15 protein-coding genes, 1 other RNA gene and 1 pseudogene are annotated in these 15,851 nt (G+C 65.0%); 8 read left to right on the forward strand and 9 right to left on the reverse strand.

What is annotated here, in order from left to right; translation table 11 throughout:
• Positions 1 to 31: 31 nt before the first annotated feature.
• Positions 32 to 991 (reverse strand): L-lactate dehydrogenase, encoded by a 960-nt coding sequence (locus tag SY1_RS09220; protein WP_015556847.1) that lies wholly within the window; start codon positions 989 to 991, stop codon positions 32 to 34.
• A gap of 139 nt (positions 992 to 1,130) precedes the next feature.
• Positions 1,131 to 1,703: a hypothetical protein gene (locus tag SY1_RS09225; RefSeq protein WP_208873563.1), complete on the reverse strand. Its 573-nt coding sequence runs from the start codon at positions 1,701 to 1,703 to the stop codon at positions 1,131 to 1,133.
• A 274-nt stretch (positions 1,704 to 1,977) separates the two neighbouring features.
• Between SY1_RS09225 and SY1_RS09230 the strand changes: the two genes are divergently transcribed.
• Complete coding sequence (locus tag SY1_RS09230) at positions 1,978 to 2,670, forward strand: AzlC family ABC transporter permease (RefSeq protein WP_015556848.1); 693 nt, start codon at positions 1,978 to 1,980, stop codon at positions 2,668 to 2,670.
• Positions 2,663 to 3,001, forward strand: coding sequence for a branched-chain amino acid transporter permease (locus tag SY1_RS09235; RefSeq protein WP_015556849.1), 339 nt, complete (start codon positions 2,663 to 2,665; stop codon positions 2,999 to 3,001). Before SY1_RS09230 ends, SY1_RS09235 begins: the two co-directional genes overlap by 8 nt.
• Before the next feature lie 24 nt (positions 3,002 to 3,025).
• Here the strand turns inward: SY1_RS09235 and SY1_RS09240 are convergent, their stop codons facing one another.
• Positions 3,026 to 4,615 (reverse strand): N-acyl-D-amino-acid deacylase family protein, encoded by a 1,590-nt coding sequence (locus tag SY1_RS09240; protein WP_015556850.1) that lies wholly within the window; start codon positions 4,613 to 4,615, stop codon positions 3,026 to 3,028.
• A gap of 307 nt (positions 4,616 to 4,922) precedes the next feature.
• Here SY1_RS09240 and nikB point away from each other — a divergent pair, with 307 nt between their 5' ends.
• The 6 genes and pseudogenes from nikB to SY1_RS09270 all read left to right on the forward strand — a co-directional run bounded on the left by nikB (position 4,923) and on the right by SY1_RS09270 (position 11,208).
• On the forward strand, positions 4,923 to 5,852 hold the full coding sequence (gene nikB, locus SY1_RS09245; protein WP_208873565.1) for a nickel ABC transporter permease: 930 nt from the start codon (positions 4,923 to 4,925) through the stop codon (positions 5,850 to 5,852).
• A gap of 15 nt (positions 5,853 to 5,867) precedes the next feature.
• A complete protein-coding gene (locus SY1_RS09250) occupies positions 5,868 to 6,722 on the forward strand; it encodes an ABC transporter permease (protein WP_015556851.1) in 855 nt (284 codons plus the stop codon).
• Positions 6,723 to 6,738: 16 nt separating this feature from the next.
• On the forward strand, positions 6,739 to 7,734 hold the full coding sequence (locus tag SY1_RS09255) for an ABC transporter ATP-binding protein (RefSeq protein ID WP_015556852.1): 996 nt from the start codon (positions 6,739 to 6,741) through the stop codon (positions 7,732 to 7,734).
• Positions 7,731 to 8,719, forward strand: a pseudogene (locus SY1_RS09260) (ABC transporter ATP-binding protein). The gene SY1_RS09255 and the pseudogene SY1_RS09260 overlap by 4 nt, the downstream one beginning before the upstream one ends.
• Positions 8,716 to 9,312: a hypothetical protein gene (locus SY1_RS09265; protein ID WP_015556854.1), complete on the forward strand. Its 597-nt coding sequence runs from the start codon at positions 8,716 to 8,718 to the stop codon at positions 9,310 to 9,312. Before SY1_RS09260 ends, SY1_RS09265 begins: the two are co-directional and overlap by 4 nt.
• A 378-nt stretch (positions 9,313 to 9,690) precedes the next feature.
• Positions 9,691 to 11,208 carry an ABC transporter substrate-binding protein gene (locus SY1_RS09270; RefSeq protein WP_243440653.1) on the forward strand — a complete coding sequence of 506 codons (1,518 nt, stop codon included), beginning with the start codon at positions 9,691 to 9,693 and terminating at the stop codon, positions 11,206 to 11,208.
• An 82-nt stretch (positions 11,209 to 11,290) separates the two neighbouring features.
• Here SY1_RS09270 and SY1_RS09275 read toward each other — a convergent pair whose 3' ends face one another.
• The 6 genes from SY1_RS09275 to smpB form a co-directional block, all read right to left on the reverse strand.
• The gene (locus tag SY1_RS09275) at positions 11,291 to 12,679 is read right to left on the reverse strand and encodes a serine hydrolase domain-containing protein (RefSeq protein WP_015556855.1); all 1,389 of its coding nucleotides are present in this window, start codon (positions 12,677 to 12,679) and stop codon (positions 11,291 to 11,293) included.
• A 53-nt stretch (positions 12,680 to 12,732) separates the two neighbouring features.
• Positions 12,733 to 13,875 (reverse strand): adenosylcobinamide amidohydrolase, encoded by a 1,143-nt coding sequence (locus SY1_RS09280; protein WP_015556856.1) that lies wholly within the window; start codon positions 13,873 to 13,875, stop codon positions 12,733 to 12,735.
• A gap of 332 nt (positions 13,876 to 14,207) precedes the next feature.
• Positions 14,208 to 14,486 carry a type II toxin-antitoxin system RelE/ParE family toxin gene (locus tag SY1_RS09285; protein WP_015556857.1) on the reverse strand — a complete coding sequence of 93 codons (279 nt, stop codon included), beginning with the start codon at positions 14,484 to 14,486 and terminating at the stop codon, positions 14,208 to 14,210.
• A complete protein-coding gene (locus tag SY1_RS09290) occupies positions 14,479 to 14,724 on the reverse strand; it encodes a hypothetical protein (protein ID WP_015556858.1) in 246 nt (81 codons plus the stop codon). Before SY1_RS09290 ends, SY1_RS09285 begins: the two co-directional genes overlap by 8 nt.
• 119 nt (positions 14,725 to 14,843) lie before the next feature.
• Positions 14,844 to 15,197, reverse strand: a transfer-messenger RNA (tmRNA) gene (gene ssrA, locus SY1_RS09295).
• Positions 15,198 to 15,276: 79 nt separating this feature from the next.
• Positions 15,277 to 15,750, reverse strand: a complete 474-nt coding sequence (smpB, locus tag SY1_RS09300; RefSeq protein WP_015556859.1) for an SsrA-binding protein SmpB — start codon at positions 15,748 to 15,750, stop codon at positions 15,277 to 15,279.
• Between the last annotated feature and the right edge of the window lie 101 nt (positions 15,751 to 15,851).

Raw genomic sequence — 15,851 nt, forward strand, 5'->3', positions numbered from 1 at the left:
TGACCTCCAGACCAACGACGGCCCCCGGCCGCTAGCGGACCTCCAGCGCGTGCGCCATGTTCGCGCGCACGTCGTCGCAGCAACCCTTGAACTCCGCCAACTCCTCCGCCGACATGGGGACCTCCACCACCTGCTCCGCGCCGCCTGCACCCACCACGGCGGGCACGCCAATGAAGATCCCGCTCTCCCCGTACTCGCCCTCGAGGCGCGTCGTGACGGGCAGGATCTGCTTCTCGTCCAGCAGGACGACACTCGCCATGCGCGCCGCCGTGGAGCAGATGCCGTACTCGGTGCACTGCTTGCCGCTGAACACCACCCAGCCCGCGTCCCGTGCCTCCTTGCGGATGGCCTCGCGGTCGAAGCGGAAGCGCTCGTCCGTCCTCTCCCACTCCGCGAGGGGCCTGCCGCCGAAGGACACCGAGGACCAGGGCACCATCTGGGACGCGCCGTGCTCCCCCATGACGTAGGCGCAGATGGACTTGTGGTCCACCCCCGTCTGACGCGCCAGGGCGGACCGCAGGCGCGCGGTGTCGAGGCCCGTTCCCGTGCCGAACACGCGGCCCCGCGGCAGCCCCGACAGCTCCGCGAAGCGCCAGGCCACCACGTCGCAGGGGTTCGTGACGTTGATCACGACCCCGTCAAAACCGGACTCCATGACCCGATCCACGTAGCCGTTGACGGCCCGGATGGTGAAGTCCATCTCCTCGAGACGGCTCTTGTTGCCCGTGGCCAGCAGTTGGATGTGCCCCGCGCTGTTCACCAGCACGTCGCAGTCCTTCAGGTCCGGGAAGTCCCCGGAGCGCACCTCGACGCGGTGCGGCAGGTAACAGACGGAGTCCATAACGTCCTGGGCCTCGCAGTCCGCCTTCTTCCTCTCCCGGTCCACCAGGATGATCTCGTCCGCGATGCCCTGCACCGCAAGGCTGTAGGCGACGTGCGCCCCAACATGCCCAATGCCGATGATGCCGACCGTCCTCTTCTTCCCCTGCATACTCGATTCACTCCCCGTCCGTCCAAAAAGCCAACGCCGGTTGACTTAAGAAGCTGCCGCACGTCCCCGAACCCATCCGGGGGCGGCGGCACCGATAAGACCATGCCGCCGTCCCCGCGTGGGGAACCAGCCGGCGCGTTCAGCGCCTTTCTCTCTCGCTGCGCCCGAGGGTCAGGACCATTCGGAGCAACGCCCCTCCGTTCTTCGCCACGGCCGTCCAGACTGCTGCGACCAGGAACACGAACGCCCCCAGGCTCAGCAGGAGCCTCCCATACTTTCTCGGGTTGCTGTCGAAGTACTGCAGCATCCGGTCCGCGTACGCCGACCGAACCTCCTCCTCCGGGACGCCGCGCGCGGCGGCCTGCAGCGAAAAGTACGTCTCGACGCGCGTCCCCTCGTAGGGAGAGACCAAGACGAAGAACTCGGTGGCCGGTCCCTCCTTCCGCCTGTGGAGGCTCTTGACCAGGACCAGCTTGTCCTCCATCCGGATCGTGTAGAAGTACGACGCGCTGTTCTTCTTGTCCCTTGGGAAGTGCACGCCCGTATCCTCCAGCGCAGCGGTGACGCGCGCGTACTTCGCCTTCGTGGCGTTCAGGACCTTCAGGTCGACGATTTCGGGGATGCCGTGGGACGCCACATCCCAGCAGATGACCCCGCCTGCAAAGATCACAGCGAGCCCCACGATGAACGAAAAGGCCTGCAACGCCATCAAGAGTTTCCTGACCACTGAAAACACCCACCCATCTTCAAAATATAGATCGCAAAACCCTTTCGCGCCGAGACGCCCCCTCCCCGCGCGCTTTGACGACGCTCCCACCTCGTCTCAGGTGCCATCGGTCCATTATATAGTATTTTCGCCCCCGACCCGACGCCCCGCGCCCCGTGCCGGCGCCCTTTTGAATTCAACCGGCGCTTCCCGATGATATAATACGTGGAATTCCGGGCGGGACGCCCGGCGGATCTTCGACGGACGGGAGTTTTCGATCATGACCAACGAGGACAGAGGGGCCGCGCGACGCGCGCTCTCCGACACGCTGCCGGTCGTCGCCGGCTACATCGTCCTGGGGGCCGGGTTCGGCGTGCTGCTCAGCACGAGGGGGTACGGTGCGCTGTGGGCCCTGGCCATGGGGCTCGTCGTCTACTCCGGCTCCATGCAGTTCGTGGACCTCGAACTGATGGCGGGGGGCGCGTCCCTTCCGACGACGGCCCTCACCGCCCTCATGGTCAGCGCCCGCCACCTCTTCTACGGCATCTCCATGGTGGACCGCTACCGGGGCGCGGGCTGGAGGAAGCCCTACCTGATCTACGCCCTGACGGACGAGACGTGGTCCCTGGCGTGCAGCGCGGAAGACCAGCCCGGCTTTCGCCGCTACTGCTTCCTCGTGTCGCTGTTCAACCACGCGGCTTGGCTCACCGGCACGACGCTGGGCGCCCTCCTGGGGCCCTTCATCCCCTTCGACACGAAAGGGATCGACTTCGCCCTCACCGCGCTCTTCGTGACCCTCTGCGTCGAGCAGCAGCTGACCGCCCGCCGCCGTTCCCCCGCCCTCGTGGGCCTCGCGTCGTCCCTCGTCTGCCTGGCGGCCTTCGGCCCGGACCATTTTCTGATCCCGACGATGCTCTCCATCTCAGCGGCCCTGCTGCTCCTGCGCGGGAGGCTGGAGGAAGGCGATGACTGAGCTGTTTTGCGGCCCCCACGCGCACGACGCCCTCATCGTCCTCGTCAGCGGCGCCGTGACGCTGGCGCTGAGGTTCCTGCCCTTCCTCACCTTCGGGCGCAGGACGCCCGCCATCGTCGCGTACCTGGGACGGGTCCTGCCCGGAGCCATCATGCCCATGCTGGCGGTCTACTGCCTTCGGAACGTAAACCTGACCGCCGCGCCCTACGGCGCGCCGGAGTTCCTCGCCTGCGCCGTGGCCGCCCTCCTGCACGTCCGGCTGCGCAGCCTGCTCCTCAGCGTCCTCTGCGGCACGGCCTGCTACATGCTCCTGGTGCAGACGGCGTTCTAGCGGCGCCAGCCCGGCCGCCGACATCTAAAAGCGCAGCACGCGCCCGGCCCGCTCGCCCGTGAGGCGTCCCCGGTGCGCCGCCAGCCGTCCGGCAACCCACACGGACTCGATGCCGACCGGAGGGTCCGTGGGGTGCTCGTAGTCGTTGCCGTCCGCGATGGTTCCGGGGTCGAAGAGCACCATGTCCGCGTCCATGCCCGGCCGCAGGAGGCCCTTGCGCGTCAGCCCAAGCCGCGACGCGGGCAGGGACGTCATCCTGCGGACTCCCTCTTCCATGGAAAACAGCTTCAGGTCCCGCGCGTAGCGCCCCAGGACCCGGGGGAAGGTCCCGCAATAGCGCGGGTGGACGAACTCACCCCGAAGCGCGATGCCGCCATCGGACCCCACCATCACCAGCGGGTTCACCATGACGTTCCGAACGTCCTGCTCCGTCATCGTGAAGTAGACGCCCTGATCGCACCCCCGATTCTTCAAAATGACCTCCAGCAGCGCGTCCACTGCGTCGGTCCCCATGTCCTTCGCCACGGCCTCCAGGTTCATCCCCGTGTACTGCGGCGTCCCGGGCAGCTGTCCGAGGACGATCCCCCGCGGCCCGTCCCCGTGCTCCATGCACTTCTGCCAGCGCTCGGACGCGGCCATCTCGTCGTGCAGCGGCCTGCGGCGCACGGGGTCCGACAGGAGCTCCACGATGCCCGCCACGCCGCCCTCGTGCACCCACTTCGGCATGAGCGAGCGCATGGTGGAGCTGGCGGCCGTGTAAGGGTACTGGTCCACCGTGACGTCGATGCCCTCCGCTCTGGCCCTCTCGATGATGCCGAAGAGGTGTGCCGCCATGCCGGGCCGGTCCCCTTCCCGCGCCTTGAGGTGCACCACCTGGACGGGGATGCGGTTCACCCGCCCCACGTTGATGGTGGCCTCCACGCACTCCGGCGACCTGTCGGCCTGATTTCGCATGTGGGAGAGGTAGAGCCCCCGGCGCTTCGCGAGGCCGCCCGCCACGAACTCCAGCTCCGCGTCCGAGGAGTAGATCCCCGGCGGGTAGGCCAGGCCGCTGGTCAGCCCGAACGCCCCCTCCTCCATGCCCTGCTCCACCAGCTCCCGCATCCGGCACAGCTCGTCCTGCGACGGCTCGCGGCTCGCAAAGCCCATGACGCACAGGCGTACCGTCCCCTGACCGATGAAAGAGCCCACGTTGATCCCCAGAGGAAGCTCCTCCAGGCGCGACAGCCACTGGCCAAAGCTCTGCCAGTCCCACTTCAGCTTCCGGCCGGACCGCGTCACCCCCGCATACTCGTCAAGCTGGAGCACCCGCTCCGGGACGATGGGAGCCGGGCTGATGCCGCACTGCCCCATGACGATCGTCGTCACCCCCTGCAGCAGGAGGTTCTCTCCCTCCGGGTGCAGAGGCAGGACGAAATCCGCGTGACTGTGAATGTCGATGAAGCCAGGGGCCAGCATCCCGTCCCCTGCGTCCACCTCCGTCACACCGCCGCAGGGCGCCACGTTCCGCCCCACTTCCGCGATGACCCCGTCCCGGACGCGTACCCCGCCCCGATACCACGCGCTCCCACTCCCGTCGCAGATCCGGGCGTTCGTTACGACAAAGTCCGACATGCAATCCCATCCTTCAGTAAAACAACATAATTACAAAGACGACAAACTCCACCATCGCAAGGTTCATTATTTCACGAATAAAAAAATCGCTCAAGTCAAAACGCTCCCCTTATGGTAAGATAAGTGCGTTTTTCCTTGCAGGATGACACGTTTCAAGTTTTTTCTTTAAAGTAATGAAAGGATTTTGCACAAAGCTGCGCATTTACGAAAGGCCTGCAGGACGGTTTCGTCTGCCGCAACGCACGACGCTCAACGGATCCGGTTTTGAATCGAGGTCCGAGCCGATCTTTCTCAAGGAGGGTTCCTGGTGTTAAAGTACACGCTGCGCCGACTTCTGATGCTCATTCCCGTGCTTGCGGGAGTCGCGCTGATCGTCTTCACGCTCCTCTACATCACCCCCGGCGACCCCGCCCGAATGGCCCTGGGCGAGGACGCGCCCGCGGAGGCGGTGGAGCAGTTCCGCATCAACTACGGCTTGAACGACCCCTTTTTCGTCCAATTCGGCCGCTACTGTTACAAGGCCGCCCTTCAAGGCGACATCGGGCGCTCCTACGTGACGAAGGCCCCCGTCAGCGAGGAGCTGATGGCCCGGTTCCCCATCACGCTGAAGCTGGCCTTCTGGGCCGTGGTCCTGGGCGTGGCCCTGGGACTTCCCTTCGGAATCATCTGCGCCATCCGGCAGTACTCCTTCTTCGACTCCATCACGATGGTCCTCGCCCTGATCGGCGTCGCCATGCCGAACTTCTGGCTGGGCGTGCTCCTCATCCTGCTCTTCTCCGTCAAGCTGGAGTGGCTGCCGCCGTCCGGCTTCAACACCTTCGCCGAGATGATCATGCCGGTGTTCACGCTCTCCGGCGGCACGCTGGCCGTCATCACCCGCATGACGCGCTCCAGCATGCTGGAGGTCATCCGCTCCGACTACATCCGCACGGCCCGCGCCAAGGGACAGAAGGAGTCCGTCATCATCTGGCGGCACGCACTGCCCAACGCCCTGATCCCCATCCTGACCATCATCGGGATGCAGTTCGGCAGCCTCCTGGGCGGCGCCATCCTGACCGAGACGGTGTTCTCCATTCCCGGCATCGGCCGTTTGGTGGTGGAGTCCATCAAGATGCGCGACTTCCCGGTCGTCCAGGGAGGCGTGCTCTACATCGCCGTCGTGTACTGCATCATGAATCTCGTCGTAGACCTTCTCTACGCCTGGGTTGACCCCAGAATCAAGGCCAAATACCGCTAGGGGGAAAGTGAAGAGATGATCCTGAAGAAGAACAGTATGCTGCGGCTGACGCTGATCCGCCTGCGGCGCAACAAGCTGGCCATGATCGGCCTGGCGGTCCTGATCCTGCTGATCCTCGTCGCCGTCTTTGCAGACTACGTGGCGCCCTTCAAGTACTCGCGTCAGAACCTGCGCGAGGTGCTTCAGTACCCCAACGCCAAGCACCTCCTGGGGACCGACGAATTCGGGCGCGACGTCCTGAGCCGCCTGATCTACGGCGCGCGCGTGTCCCTGCAGGTGGGGCTGGTGTCCGTCTCCATCGCCCTGGTGCTGGGCGGCGCCCTGGGTGCCATCGCGGGCTACTACGGAGGCTGGCTGGACAACCTCCTGATGCGCCTGATGGACGTGCAGCTGGCCATCCCCTCCACGCTCCTGGCCATCGCCATCGCCGCGGCCCTGGGCCCCGGCCTCTTCAACCTGATGATCGCCGTGGGCATCTCGTCGGTGCCGCGTTTCTCGCGCCTCCTGCGGGCCTCCGTGCTCTCGGTGAAGGAGATGGAGTTCATCGAGGCCGCCAGAGCCATGGGCGCCAGCGACTTCCGCATCATCCTGCTGCACATCCTGCCCAACTGCTGCGCTCCGCTCATCGTCCAGGCGACGTTGAGCGTGGCCGGCGCCATCCTCTCCTCCGCCGCCCTGAGCTTCATCGGCCTGGGCATCCAGCCGCCGTTCCCGGAGTGGGGCGGCATGTTGTCCAGCGCTCGCGGCTACCTGCGCGGCAGCGCCTACCTCAGCATGTTTCCGGGCATCGCCATCGTCGTCACCATCATCGCCCTGAACTTCCTGGGCGACGGCCTGCGGGACGCCATGGACCCCAAGCTGAAGCGCTGACGGGAGGGGAACGACGATGAACGGCAACGATCTGCTCCTCGACGTCCGCGACCTGTCCGTCCAGTTCGACACGGACTCCGGCGTGGTGCACGCCGTCAACCACCTCAACCTCCAGCTCCGGGAGGGACACGCCTTGGGCTTCGTGGGCGAGACGGGGGCCGGCAAGACCACCACGGCCCTGGCCATCCTCCAGCTCATCCAGTCGCCCCCCGGCGAGGTCACGGGCGGCGAGATCCTGTTCAAGGGGCAGGACGTCCGAAAGATGACGGACGCGGAGCGGCGCCACATGCGCGGCAGCCAGATCGCCATGATCTTCCAGGACCCCATGACCTCCCTGAACCCCATCATGACCGTCGAGGAGCAGATCATGGAGATGATCTCCCTGCACACGGACCTGAAGGGGCGGGAGGTCCGGGACCGCGCCTACGAGATGCTGGGGCTCGTGGGGATCCGCACGGAGCGGGCCAAGGACTACCCCCACCAGTTCTCCGGCGGGATGCGCCAGCGCGTGGGCATCGCCATCGCCCTGGCCTGCCGGCCGAGTCTGCTCATCGCGGACGAGCCCACCACGGCCCTGGACGTCACCATTCAGGCGCAGGTGCTGGAGCTGATCAAGGACCTCCAGCAGAAGGTGAAGACCTCCATGCTGCTGATCACCCACGACCTCGGCATCGTGGCGGAGACCTGCGACAGCGTCGCCATCATGTACGCGGGGCGCCTCGTGGAGTACGCGGACCTGCGTCAGCTCTACGGGAACCCGCTGCACCCCTACACCCACGGGCTCTTTGACGCCGTGCCCGACCTGGACACCCCCCTCGGCCAGAAGCTAGCGGTGGTCCCAGGCCTCCCGCCCGACCCGACGAACCTGCCCGCGGGATGCAGCTTCTCTCCGCGCTGCTCCCAGGCCCAGCCCGTCTGCTTCGAGAGGGCCTGCGGCATGGTCGAGGTGGAAAAGGGGCATTTCGTCGATTGTCACTTTCCGAAGAAGATCGAGGGAGGAGCCAGGCTATGAGCGGCGCAAAGGCTGCCCCGGAGACGTTTCTCGATATCCGGGGACTCAAAAAATACTTCAGCGTACACGGAGGCCTGCTCCACGCCGTGGACGACGTTTCGCTTTCCATCGCCAGGGGCTGCACCCTGGGGCTGGTGGGCGAGTCCGGCTGCGGGAAGTCCACCCTGGGGCGCGTCGTCATCGGCCTGATCGAGGCCACGGACGGCGAGGTGCTCTTCGACGGCCAGGACTCCCTCAAGTTCACGGGGGCGAAGCGCAGCGAGTTTCGCCGCAGGGCCCAGATCGTCTTTCAGGACCCCTTCTCGTCCCTGAACCCGCGCATGTCGGTGTCGCAGCTCATCGCGGAGCCTCTCGTCATCAACCGGGCCTGCCCCCACCGGGAGCTGGACGCCCGCGTCAAAAAACTGATGGACACCGTGGGGCTGGCCTCACGCCTCATCACCTCCTTTCCCCACGAGCTGGACGGCGGACGGCGGCAGCGGATCGGCATCGCCAGAGCCCTGGCCCTGGACCCGGACTTCATCGTCCTGGACGAGCCCGTCTCGGCGCTGGACGTCTGCATTCAGGCCCAGGTGCTGAACCTTCTGGAGGAGCTGAAGAAGGAGAGGGGCTACACCTACCTCTTCATCTCCCACAACCTGAGCGTGGTGCGCTACGTCTCCGACGAGGTGGCCGTGATGTACCTGGGACAGGTCGTGGAGAAGGCGGACAACACCACCCTGTTCAAGAACCCCGTCCACCCCTACACGCAGGCGCTGCTCTCCGCCGTGCCGACGGCGCGCCTCAGCGGGCGCCGCCAGAGGATCATCCTGGAGGGCGACGTGCCGAGCCCCATCAACCCGCCGGCTCCTGCCGCTTCATGGGGCGCTGCGCCTACCGTCAGGACGAGTGCCTGGAGGGGACGCCGCCCCTGACGGAGTACGAGCCGGGGCACTTCGTGGCCTGCCGCTTCGCCGGGCGTCTGACCCGGAGCCGATCTTCATGAGCGGGGAACGGACCGAAGGCTCCCCTCCCTCACGGCTGCGCTGGTACGTCGGCGTGCCGCTGGGGACGAACCCCCTGATCCTGCTGGACCTCTCCATCCTGCTGACCGTCGGCTGGTCCGTGAGCTGGCTCTCCCTCCTGGCGCTTCAGGCGGGGTTCGGAGGCTACGTGGACGCCTCCCACGTCAAGGGGGCCGCCTTGGTGTCGGGCTACCTGGTCCTGGCTTTTCTGGGGCTGTTCGGGGTCGTCTGCTTCGTCGTCATGAGGAACCGCTACGCGGCGCTCTACCGCTTCGACGAGGAGGACGCCTTCTGCGACAACATGAGGTGCAGCCCCCGCGCCGCGGACGGGCGGCGCCTGCACTTCACGGGCTACCCCATCGATCCGGTCCTGGAGGTCATCCGCAGCACAGAGCGCCGCGCCCGATGGGAGGACGTGACGACGGTGCAGCCCATGGACGCGATGCGGGTCCTCCTCCTGAGGGGCCGTCGGGGCGTGCTGATGCGGGTCTACTGCCCGGACGACGCCACCTACGACCAGGCGCTGCTCTACGCGGAGACGCACCGGAAGAAGACCGATGCCAGTTCGCGTTAAAAAAACGCTCAGGGCTCCTGGCGCCCCTGTGAGGGCTGCCCCGAAGGGGCTGAGGGGTTATCGTTGAGTGTGAAAGGCGACCCCTCCGGCCCTTCGGGCCACCTCCCCTTGCAGGGGAGGCGAAAACGAAGCGGCGCGTTTTCAGGCCCCCCTGGAAGGGGGGCTGTCGAGCCCTGAAGGGGCGAGACTGAGGGGTTATTTTGGGGAGTGTGAGCCTGAGGACCAACCCCTCCGGTTCGCTGGCGCGAACCACCTCCCCTTGCAGGGGAGGCGAACCGCGTTGTCAGACGCGATTGGGCATGAATGACGCGGCGCCCTTTAACGATGGATCATAGGGCCTCTGTGAGGCCTTATACTACCCGGAAGGAGTGTTCTGTTTTGAAGAAGCGCGTTTTTCTGTTCCTGTTGGCTGCGGCGTTCGCAGCCCTGGCCTGCGGCGTCGCCGCAGCGGCGCCCAAGGACGAGATCGTCGTGGGCACGGCGTCGGACGCGAAGTCCCTGGACCCCCAGATGGCGAACGACACCTCGTCCAGTTGCGCCCTGATCCAGATGTACGAACCGCTGTTCGAGTTCTCGCCGGACAAGAAGCTCGTCGGATACCTGGCGGAGAGCTGGAAGCAACTGGACCCGACGACGTGGGAGATCACGCTGCGCAAGGGCATTAAGTTCCACAACGGCGACGAGTTGACCGCCGAGGACGCCGTGTTCACGCTCCACCGCATGACGACGCCGAAGGCTGCGGCCGTGAAGTCCTACGGCGCCAACATCGACCCCGAGGGGCTCAAGGTCATCGACCGGTACACGTTCCAGGTCAAGTCCTCCGCCCCCATGGCCGGCTTCCTGGCCTACCTGAACCACTCCTCCTCCTACATCATGAACAAGAAGGTCGTGGAGGCCGCAGGCGAGGACTACGGCAAGGAGCCCATCGGCACCGGCCCCTTCAAGTTCGTCTCCGCGCTGAAGGGCGACCACATCACCTTCGAGCGTTTCGAGGACTACTGGGGCGAGAAGCCGAAGTTCAAGACGCTCAAGATCCGCACCATTCCGGAGACCACGAGCCGCGTCATCGAGCTTGAGACGGGGAACATCGACATCGCCTACGGCCTTCCCACCAGCGACTTCAAGCGCCTGCAGGAGGAGGGCAAGGTCAGCGTCTACAACAAGCCGGGCCTGTCCATCACCTACATGGGCTTCAACACCCAGACGCCGCCCTTCGACAAACCCGAGGTCCGCCGGGCCATCACGATCGCCATCGACCGCGAGGCCGCTCTGGACGTGGTCTATCAGGGGCTGGGCCGCGTGCCCACCAGCCCGCTCCTGCCCATCAACAACTACTTCCCCGAGCCCGTCCCCGTGGAGTACGACCCCGACAAGGCCAGGGAGATGCTGGACAAGGCCGGCGTCAAGGACCTTGCCTTCACCATCTACACCAACGAGAACAAGCAGCGCAAGGACTACGCCGAGGTCATCCAGAACATGCTCGCCGAGCTGGACATCAAGGTCGACATCCAGGTCCTGGAGTGGGGCACCTTCCTGGATCAGCTGAAGGCCGGCAAGCTGCCCGTCTTCATGATCGGCTGGTCCGCCTCCGACATCAACCCGGACCCGGACGCCTACATCAAGGCGGCCATGCACTCCAAGTTCGCAGGGCCCTCCAACCGCGTCTGGCTGAAGGACGCCGAGGTGGACGAGCTGCTGGACAAGGGGACCGTCACGGCGGACGGCCCGGAGCGCGCGGAGATCTACAAGCGCTTCTGCGACCGCGTGAACGAGCTGAACCCGTGGTGCTACCTCGCCATCGCCGACACCCTTTACGGCACCAACAAGGCCCTGAAGGGCGCGGACAACTTCTACCGCGGCATCATCAACCGTCTTGACGGCGTGTACTACGAGTAGCGCATCGGCACCTCAAAACGACGACGAGGGGGCCTGGGCATTTGCCCAGGCCCCTGCCGTTTCGTCGTCGGTCGCCGACGCTTCAGGACCGTTTTTTGACGATGCGGTCCCCCAGCCGGGCGCCCCACACCTCCCCGTCCTCGCCGAAGTGGAGCCGAAACTCCGTCTCGGACAGGCCGGATCGCAACACCGCCCGGAAGGGGTGCACCATGAGGACCTCCATAACTTTGCCGCTGTTTGTGACGGCGACGCCCTCTCCGTCGCGCTCCACCAGGACGTCTGCGCCCTCCCCCGACTCGTACCGTCCGCAGGCAGCTCGAAGGGTCGCGTCCGTCCAGGGACATCTGCGCCAGCGGCTCGCCGGTCGAGGGTCAAGTCCCATGGATAGCCGCAGCGCCGCGTCCGCCAGCAGGGACACGGGAACGTCCTCCGTGTTGCACAGCACGACGACGCCGCGCTCCAGCTCCGGAGACCAGGCCATGTGCGAGGACACGCCGGGCAGGCTGCCGCCGTGGCGGATCACCGTGACGTCCTCAAGGAAGCTGATGGAGAGCCCGTAGCCATAGAACTGCTGGCTGCGCGTTGGGATGCGCGGGCGGCACATGGCGCGGACGCCCCTGGCGGAAGCCAGACGACCGCCTCCATCAATGGCCCCTTCGTTCAGGTACATGCGGAGGTACTTCTTCATGTCGGCCAGCGTGGACTTCATGGCACCGCCGCCCATGAGGACGAAGGCGTTGCGGCAGAAGTTCAGGTCCCCCTCCGGCGCCGCCTCGGAGTAGAGCTTCGCGACGTTCGCGTCCTGCGCGGGGCGCAGAAACTCGCAGGAGCTGCGGGTCATCCCCAGGGGCTCCAGGACCTCCCGCCTCACGCAGGCGGCGTAGCTGCCCGCCCCACTTGCGCGGTGGATGACCTCCGCCAGGAGGCCGTATCCATCGTTGCAGTAGCTCATGTACTCCCCCGGCTCGCCGACGCGCTCCGACGCAGCGCTCATAGCCCCCGCCACCCTGTCGACGCCAGCGCGGGCCAGCTCGTCGCTGAAGGCCGGGTCCTCCGGACCGTCAAGCGGGAGCCCCAACTCCTTCGCCACGGGCTCCAGCGTCGTCCGCGGCAGGGGGAAGTACCCGCCGCTGTGGCTCAGGAGGTGGGCCAGCCTCACGGGGTTCGGGCCCGCGTCCCTGAAGGAGGGGCAATGGACCGACACCGGGTCCTGAAGGGAGAGAGAGCCCCGCTCGGCCAACTGCGTCACCAGCAGGGCGGTGAAGGATTTCGTGAGGGACGCCAGCCCGAAGATCGTGTCCTCGTCGATCGCCAGGCGGCGCTCCGCGTCGCGGTATCCGGCCAACTTCTGCCAAAGCGTGCGCCCCACCCGGTCGATCACGGCCACGGCGACGCCCCGGGCGCGGTGAACCTCCATCACCTCCGCCAGATACTCCTCGTACCGACGCTCAAGATCGCTGTTCAAGCTCATCAAGCTCCTCCTCCGCCGTCCATGACAGGAACCGGCCTTTCATAGTATCCCCATCATCCCGCGCCGTTGCCCGCAAGGGGCCCCTCGCAGGAATTCCCGCTGTCCACCGCAAGCCGGACCAGAGCGTCCGACACCGCCCCCGCGATGAAGGCCACGGCCTCCTCAGCGTCATGAGCGTCGTGGACCGATCCGGAGGGGGCGACGCAAACGCCCATCGCCGCCAGGAGCCTCAGCGCGGCGGACAGCGCCTCGTCGGGGTAGAGCAGCCCCCACTCCGCCTGATCCATCAGGTGTACAATCAGGGACACGGACGCCAGCAGGCCGTCTCGGGCATCCAGCCCCGCCAGGGCCGCGGCGAAGCGCGCACGGTCCAGCCTCCCGCCCCCGTGGCGATAGCGCTCCCACAACGACTCCTCCGTCACCCCGAAGCGCTCCGTGCGCCGCAGGATGCCGTGCTGGCTCTGGGGCGTCAGGCCGCTCTGCAGCCGCAGGGCCTCCTTCACCGCGGCCTTCACCACGCGCCCCACCGCCGAGCCCAGCTTGCTGTGGTTCCCCGTATCGGTGAGGCGCAGGGAACTCGCTGCGTTAGCCACCACGATGGCGCCGTCCGTCCCCGACCCCGTCGCGATGCCGTGGGAGTAGCGGCTGGGGACGGCCAGCTCCTGAAGGGCGGCGGCCTTCGCCTCCGTCAGGGTGATCAGGGCGCGGGTCAGAGCCCCCTCGCTGAGGTCGCAACTGAAGTGCAGGATGACGTTGACCGTCCCCGTCGGGGGCGCGGACCGGCGCTCCGCCTCCTCGTCCCAGTCCGCCGGGTCGCCGGAGCGCCCTGCGTTGACGTCGAGCCCCGCGGTCACCAGCGCGGCGACCTCAGCGGACCCCCAGCCGTCCTCCAGGATCGCCAGGTGCCCCATTTTGGCGGAGGTGGAGAGCCCGACGCTGACGGCGGGGTTCAGCCCGATCTCCCGCGCGATCAGGGCCAGGTGCTCCGCATAGGTCGGAGCCCGCATCGTGCAGTACTCGCCGCCCTTGATGCTGTAGCTGTAGTTGAAGGCCTGCCGCAGGTCCGTGCGCAGGCCGCCGTTGAAGGGCGACGTGCTCAGCACGCGGCGCGGCCCACCGAAGGCCAGCACCACAGCGCGGCCCGCCTCCCCCAGGCGCCTCGCCACGTCACCGCACGCCGAGCTCCAGACCTTCATTCAAAAAACGTCCTCAGGGGAATCGGGAACTCCGGCATCCCCGCGGGCCATAATGCCGTATCGACAGAGGTCATCCCGTTCACCTCCCGCTCCAAATTATACCCCAGCCAATCGCTCCATAATAATCCGCCCGCCACGGCCTCACCCGCCGTGGATTGACTCGCGGCATCGTGAAATACAAAGGCGGGACAAACAAGCAAAAACCCCCTCGGCGAGGGGGTTTCCCTATCGTCTGAATCCCTCTTGAAACTCAGGGATTTTCGCTTCTGGTGGACCACTTATCCATCGAACCCGTTTTGTGTCCTCCCATTCCGACAGGTCGCTCGTTCGGGTTATTTTTTGAACAGATCAGAATGCGTACCGGTACGCACCAAAACCAAGGTCAACGTATCCCGTTCAACCCGGTAAATCAGGAGCCAGTCGGATGTTATATGACATTCCCTGAAGCCGGACCAATCGCCCTTTAAAGGATGATCCCCCAAAGACTCGGGGAGAGCGGCGTTCTGTGCCAGCAACCTGACGACACGATCAAAGGCGGATAAGTCATAGTCTCGTTTTAACAGCAACTTTAGGTCTTTTTGTATTTTTGACGAAAATCGGAGCTTAAGCATTTGAGCCCAGCAGATCCTTCATCATTTCATCGACGTTGTCATAGGTTTTGCTGAGATTGCGTCCTGCAATAACGTCTCGCATCGCCGCAACGGTTTCTTCATTGGGCTCCTGGGCCTCTCCACTTTCGAGCTCATTCAGGTAATGGACAAGGGATTGCAGGTTTTCCTCCGAAAGTGCGTGGATACGGCGGTACAGGCTTTTTCGGGTCTTTACGTTTTCCATGTGGGCCACGTTCATCTTTCCCAGCTCCTCTCTCTCCGCTCTTCTGTTGCCAAAAGGGCCTTTCCTTCTGTCGGGAAAGGCCCTTTTTTTTAAAATCAACCCCGACGCGTTAACGATTGCGCCGAGGATTCAGTTGGTGGAGGCGGGGGGAATTGAACCCCCGTCCGACGTGGGCCAGCGTGACAGCGCTACAGGCTTAGTTTTCTTTTAATTGTCGTCAAAGGTGAGGCAGAAAACGGCCTTCCTTTTTCCAAGACCTCTTGTCTTTTTCACTCCAGCAAGATCCGACTGTGAGCGAAGCATCTGTCTAAAATGACGTCTCCGGCGAGCCAACAGACGAGCTCATCCTTCGACGTGGCAGGCCTAAGCCGCCAATGCGTAATCGTTATCGACGTTTATTCGTCTGCCCGAATGTTTAACGAGGATTACGGACGTAACTCGACCTGCTCTGTCAGGCACTCCACGCGCCGTCGAAACCTGTCGCCCCCAATAAAACCGGCTTTATCATCCAAAACTTCCCGATCACATGAACGATGATCCATCGGCATGACGGGAAGAGCCGTCCTCTCAGTCGTACCGTCCGTTGTGCCTCACGGCACGCGCCATATCTCGCTTCGCGTCCCGATCCGCAATGGCGTCCCGCTTGTCGTGTGCCGTCCTGCCTCGCGCCAGGGCCAGTTCCACCTTGGCTCGCCGCCCCTCCTTAATATAGACGGAGAGAGGGACCAGCGTCAAGCCCTTCTCGCGGACCCTGCCCTTCAACCGCAGCAGTTCATGACGGTGAAGGAGCAGCTTGCGCCGCCGCTCCGGCTCATGATTGTAATACGTCCCCTTCTCGTAGGGAGAGATGTGCATCCCCACCAGCCAGAGCTCCCCTTCATCCAGAGAGGCGTAGGAATCCTTGAGGTTCAGGTTTCCGGCACGCACGCTCTTGATCTCCGTTCCCGTCAGGACGATCCCGCACTCGAAAGCGTCAACGATAAAATAATCATGCCTTGCCTTACGGTTCTGGGCCACCGTCTTATTCGCCTTCTCCGGCATCTCATCCTCCTCCCCAATTTCATTTAGCTTTTTATTTTATCACACAATCTTGCATTGACAAGAGGCTTTTCTTCGTGGCCACGCCGCCCGCCACCGCTATG

It is taken from the genome of Fretibacterium fastidiosum (assembly GCF_000210715.1).
Classification (GTDB): Bacteria; Synergistota; Synergistia; order Synergistales; family Aminobacteriaceae; genus Fretibacterium; species Fretibacterium fastidiosum.

What these genes read in the sequence shown, in the direction of transcription:
- SY1_RS09220 (WP_015556847.1), bottom strand. Translation starts at nt 991, where the DNA reads ATGCAGGGGAAGAAGAGGACGGTCGGCATCATCGGCATTGGGCATGTT.
- SY1_RS09230 (WP_015556848.1), top strand. Translation starts at nt 1,978, where the DNA reads ATGACCAACGAGGACAGAGGGGCCGCGCGACGCGCGCTCTCCGACACG.
- SY1_RS09235 (WP_015556849.1), top strand. Translation starts at nt 2,663, where the DNA reads ATGACTGAGCTGTTTTGCGGCCCCCACGCGCACGACGCCCTCATCGTC.
- SY1_RS09240 (WP_015556850.1), bottom strand. Translation starts at nt 4,615, where the DNA reads ATGTCGGACTTTGTCGTAACGAACGCCCGGATCTGCGACGGGAGTGGG.
- SY1_RS09250 (WP_015556851.1), top strand. Translation starts at nt 5,868, where the DNA reads ATGATCCTGAAGAAGAACAGTATGCTGCGGCTGACGCTGATCCGCCTG.
- SY1_RS09255 (WP_015556852.1), top strand. Translation starts at nt 6,739, where the DNA reads ATGAACGGCAACGATCTGCTCCTCGACGTCCGCGACCTGTCCGTCCAG.
- SY1_RS09265 (WP_015556854.1), top strand. Translation starts at nt 8,716, where the DNA reads ATGAGCGGGGAACGGACCGAAGGCTCCCCTCCCTCACGGCTGCGCTGG.
- SY1_RS09275 (WP_015556855.1), bottom strand. Translation starts at nt 12,679, where the DNA reads ATGAGCTTGAACAGCGATCTTGAGCGTCGGTACGAGGAGTATCTGGCG.
- SY1_RS09280 (WP_015556856.1), bottom strand. Translation starts at nt 13,875, where the DNA reads ATGAAGGTCTGGAGCTCGGCGTGCGGTGACGTGGCGAGGCGCCTGGGG.
- SY1_RS09285 (WP_015556857.1), bottom strand. Translation starts at nt 14,486, where the DNA reads ATGCTTAAGCTCCGATTTTCGTCAAAAATACAAAAAGACCTAAAGTTG.
- SY1_RS09290 (WP_015556858.1), bottom strand. Translation starts at nt 14,724, where the DNA reads ATGAACGTGGCCCACATGGAAAACGTAAAGACCCGAAAAAGCCTGTAC.
- smpB (WP_015556859.1), bottom strand. Translation starts at nt 15,750, where the DNA reads ATGCCGGAGAAGGCGAATAAGACGGTGGCCCAGAACCGTAAGGCAAGG.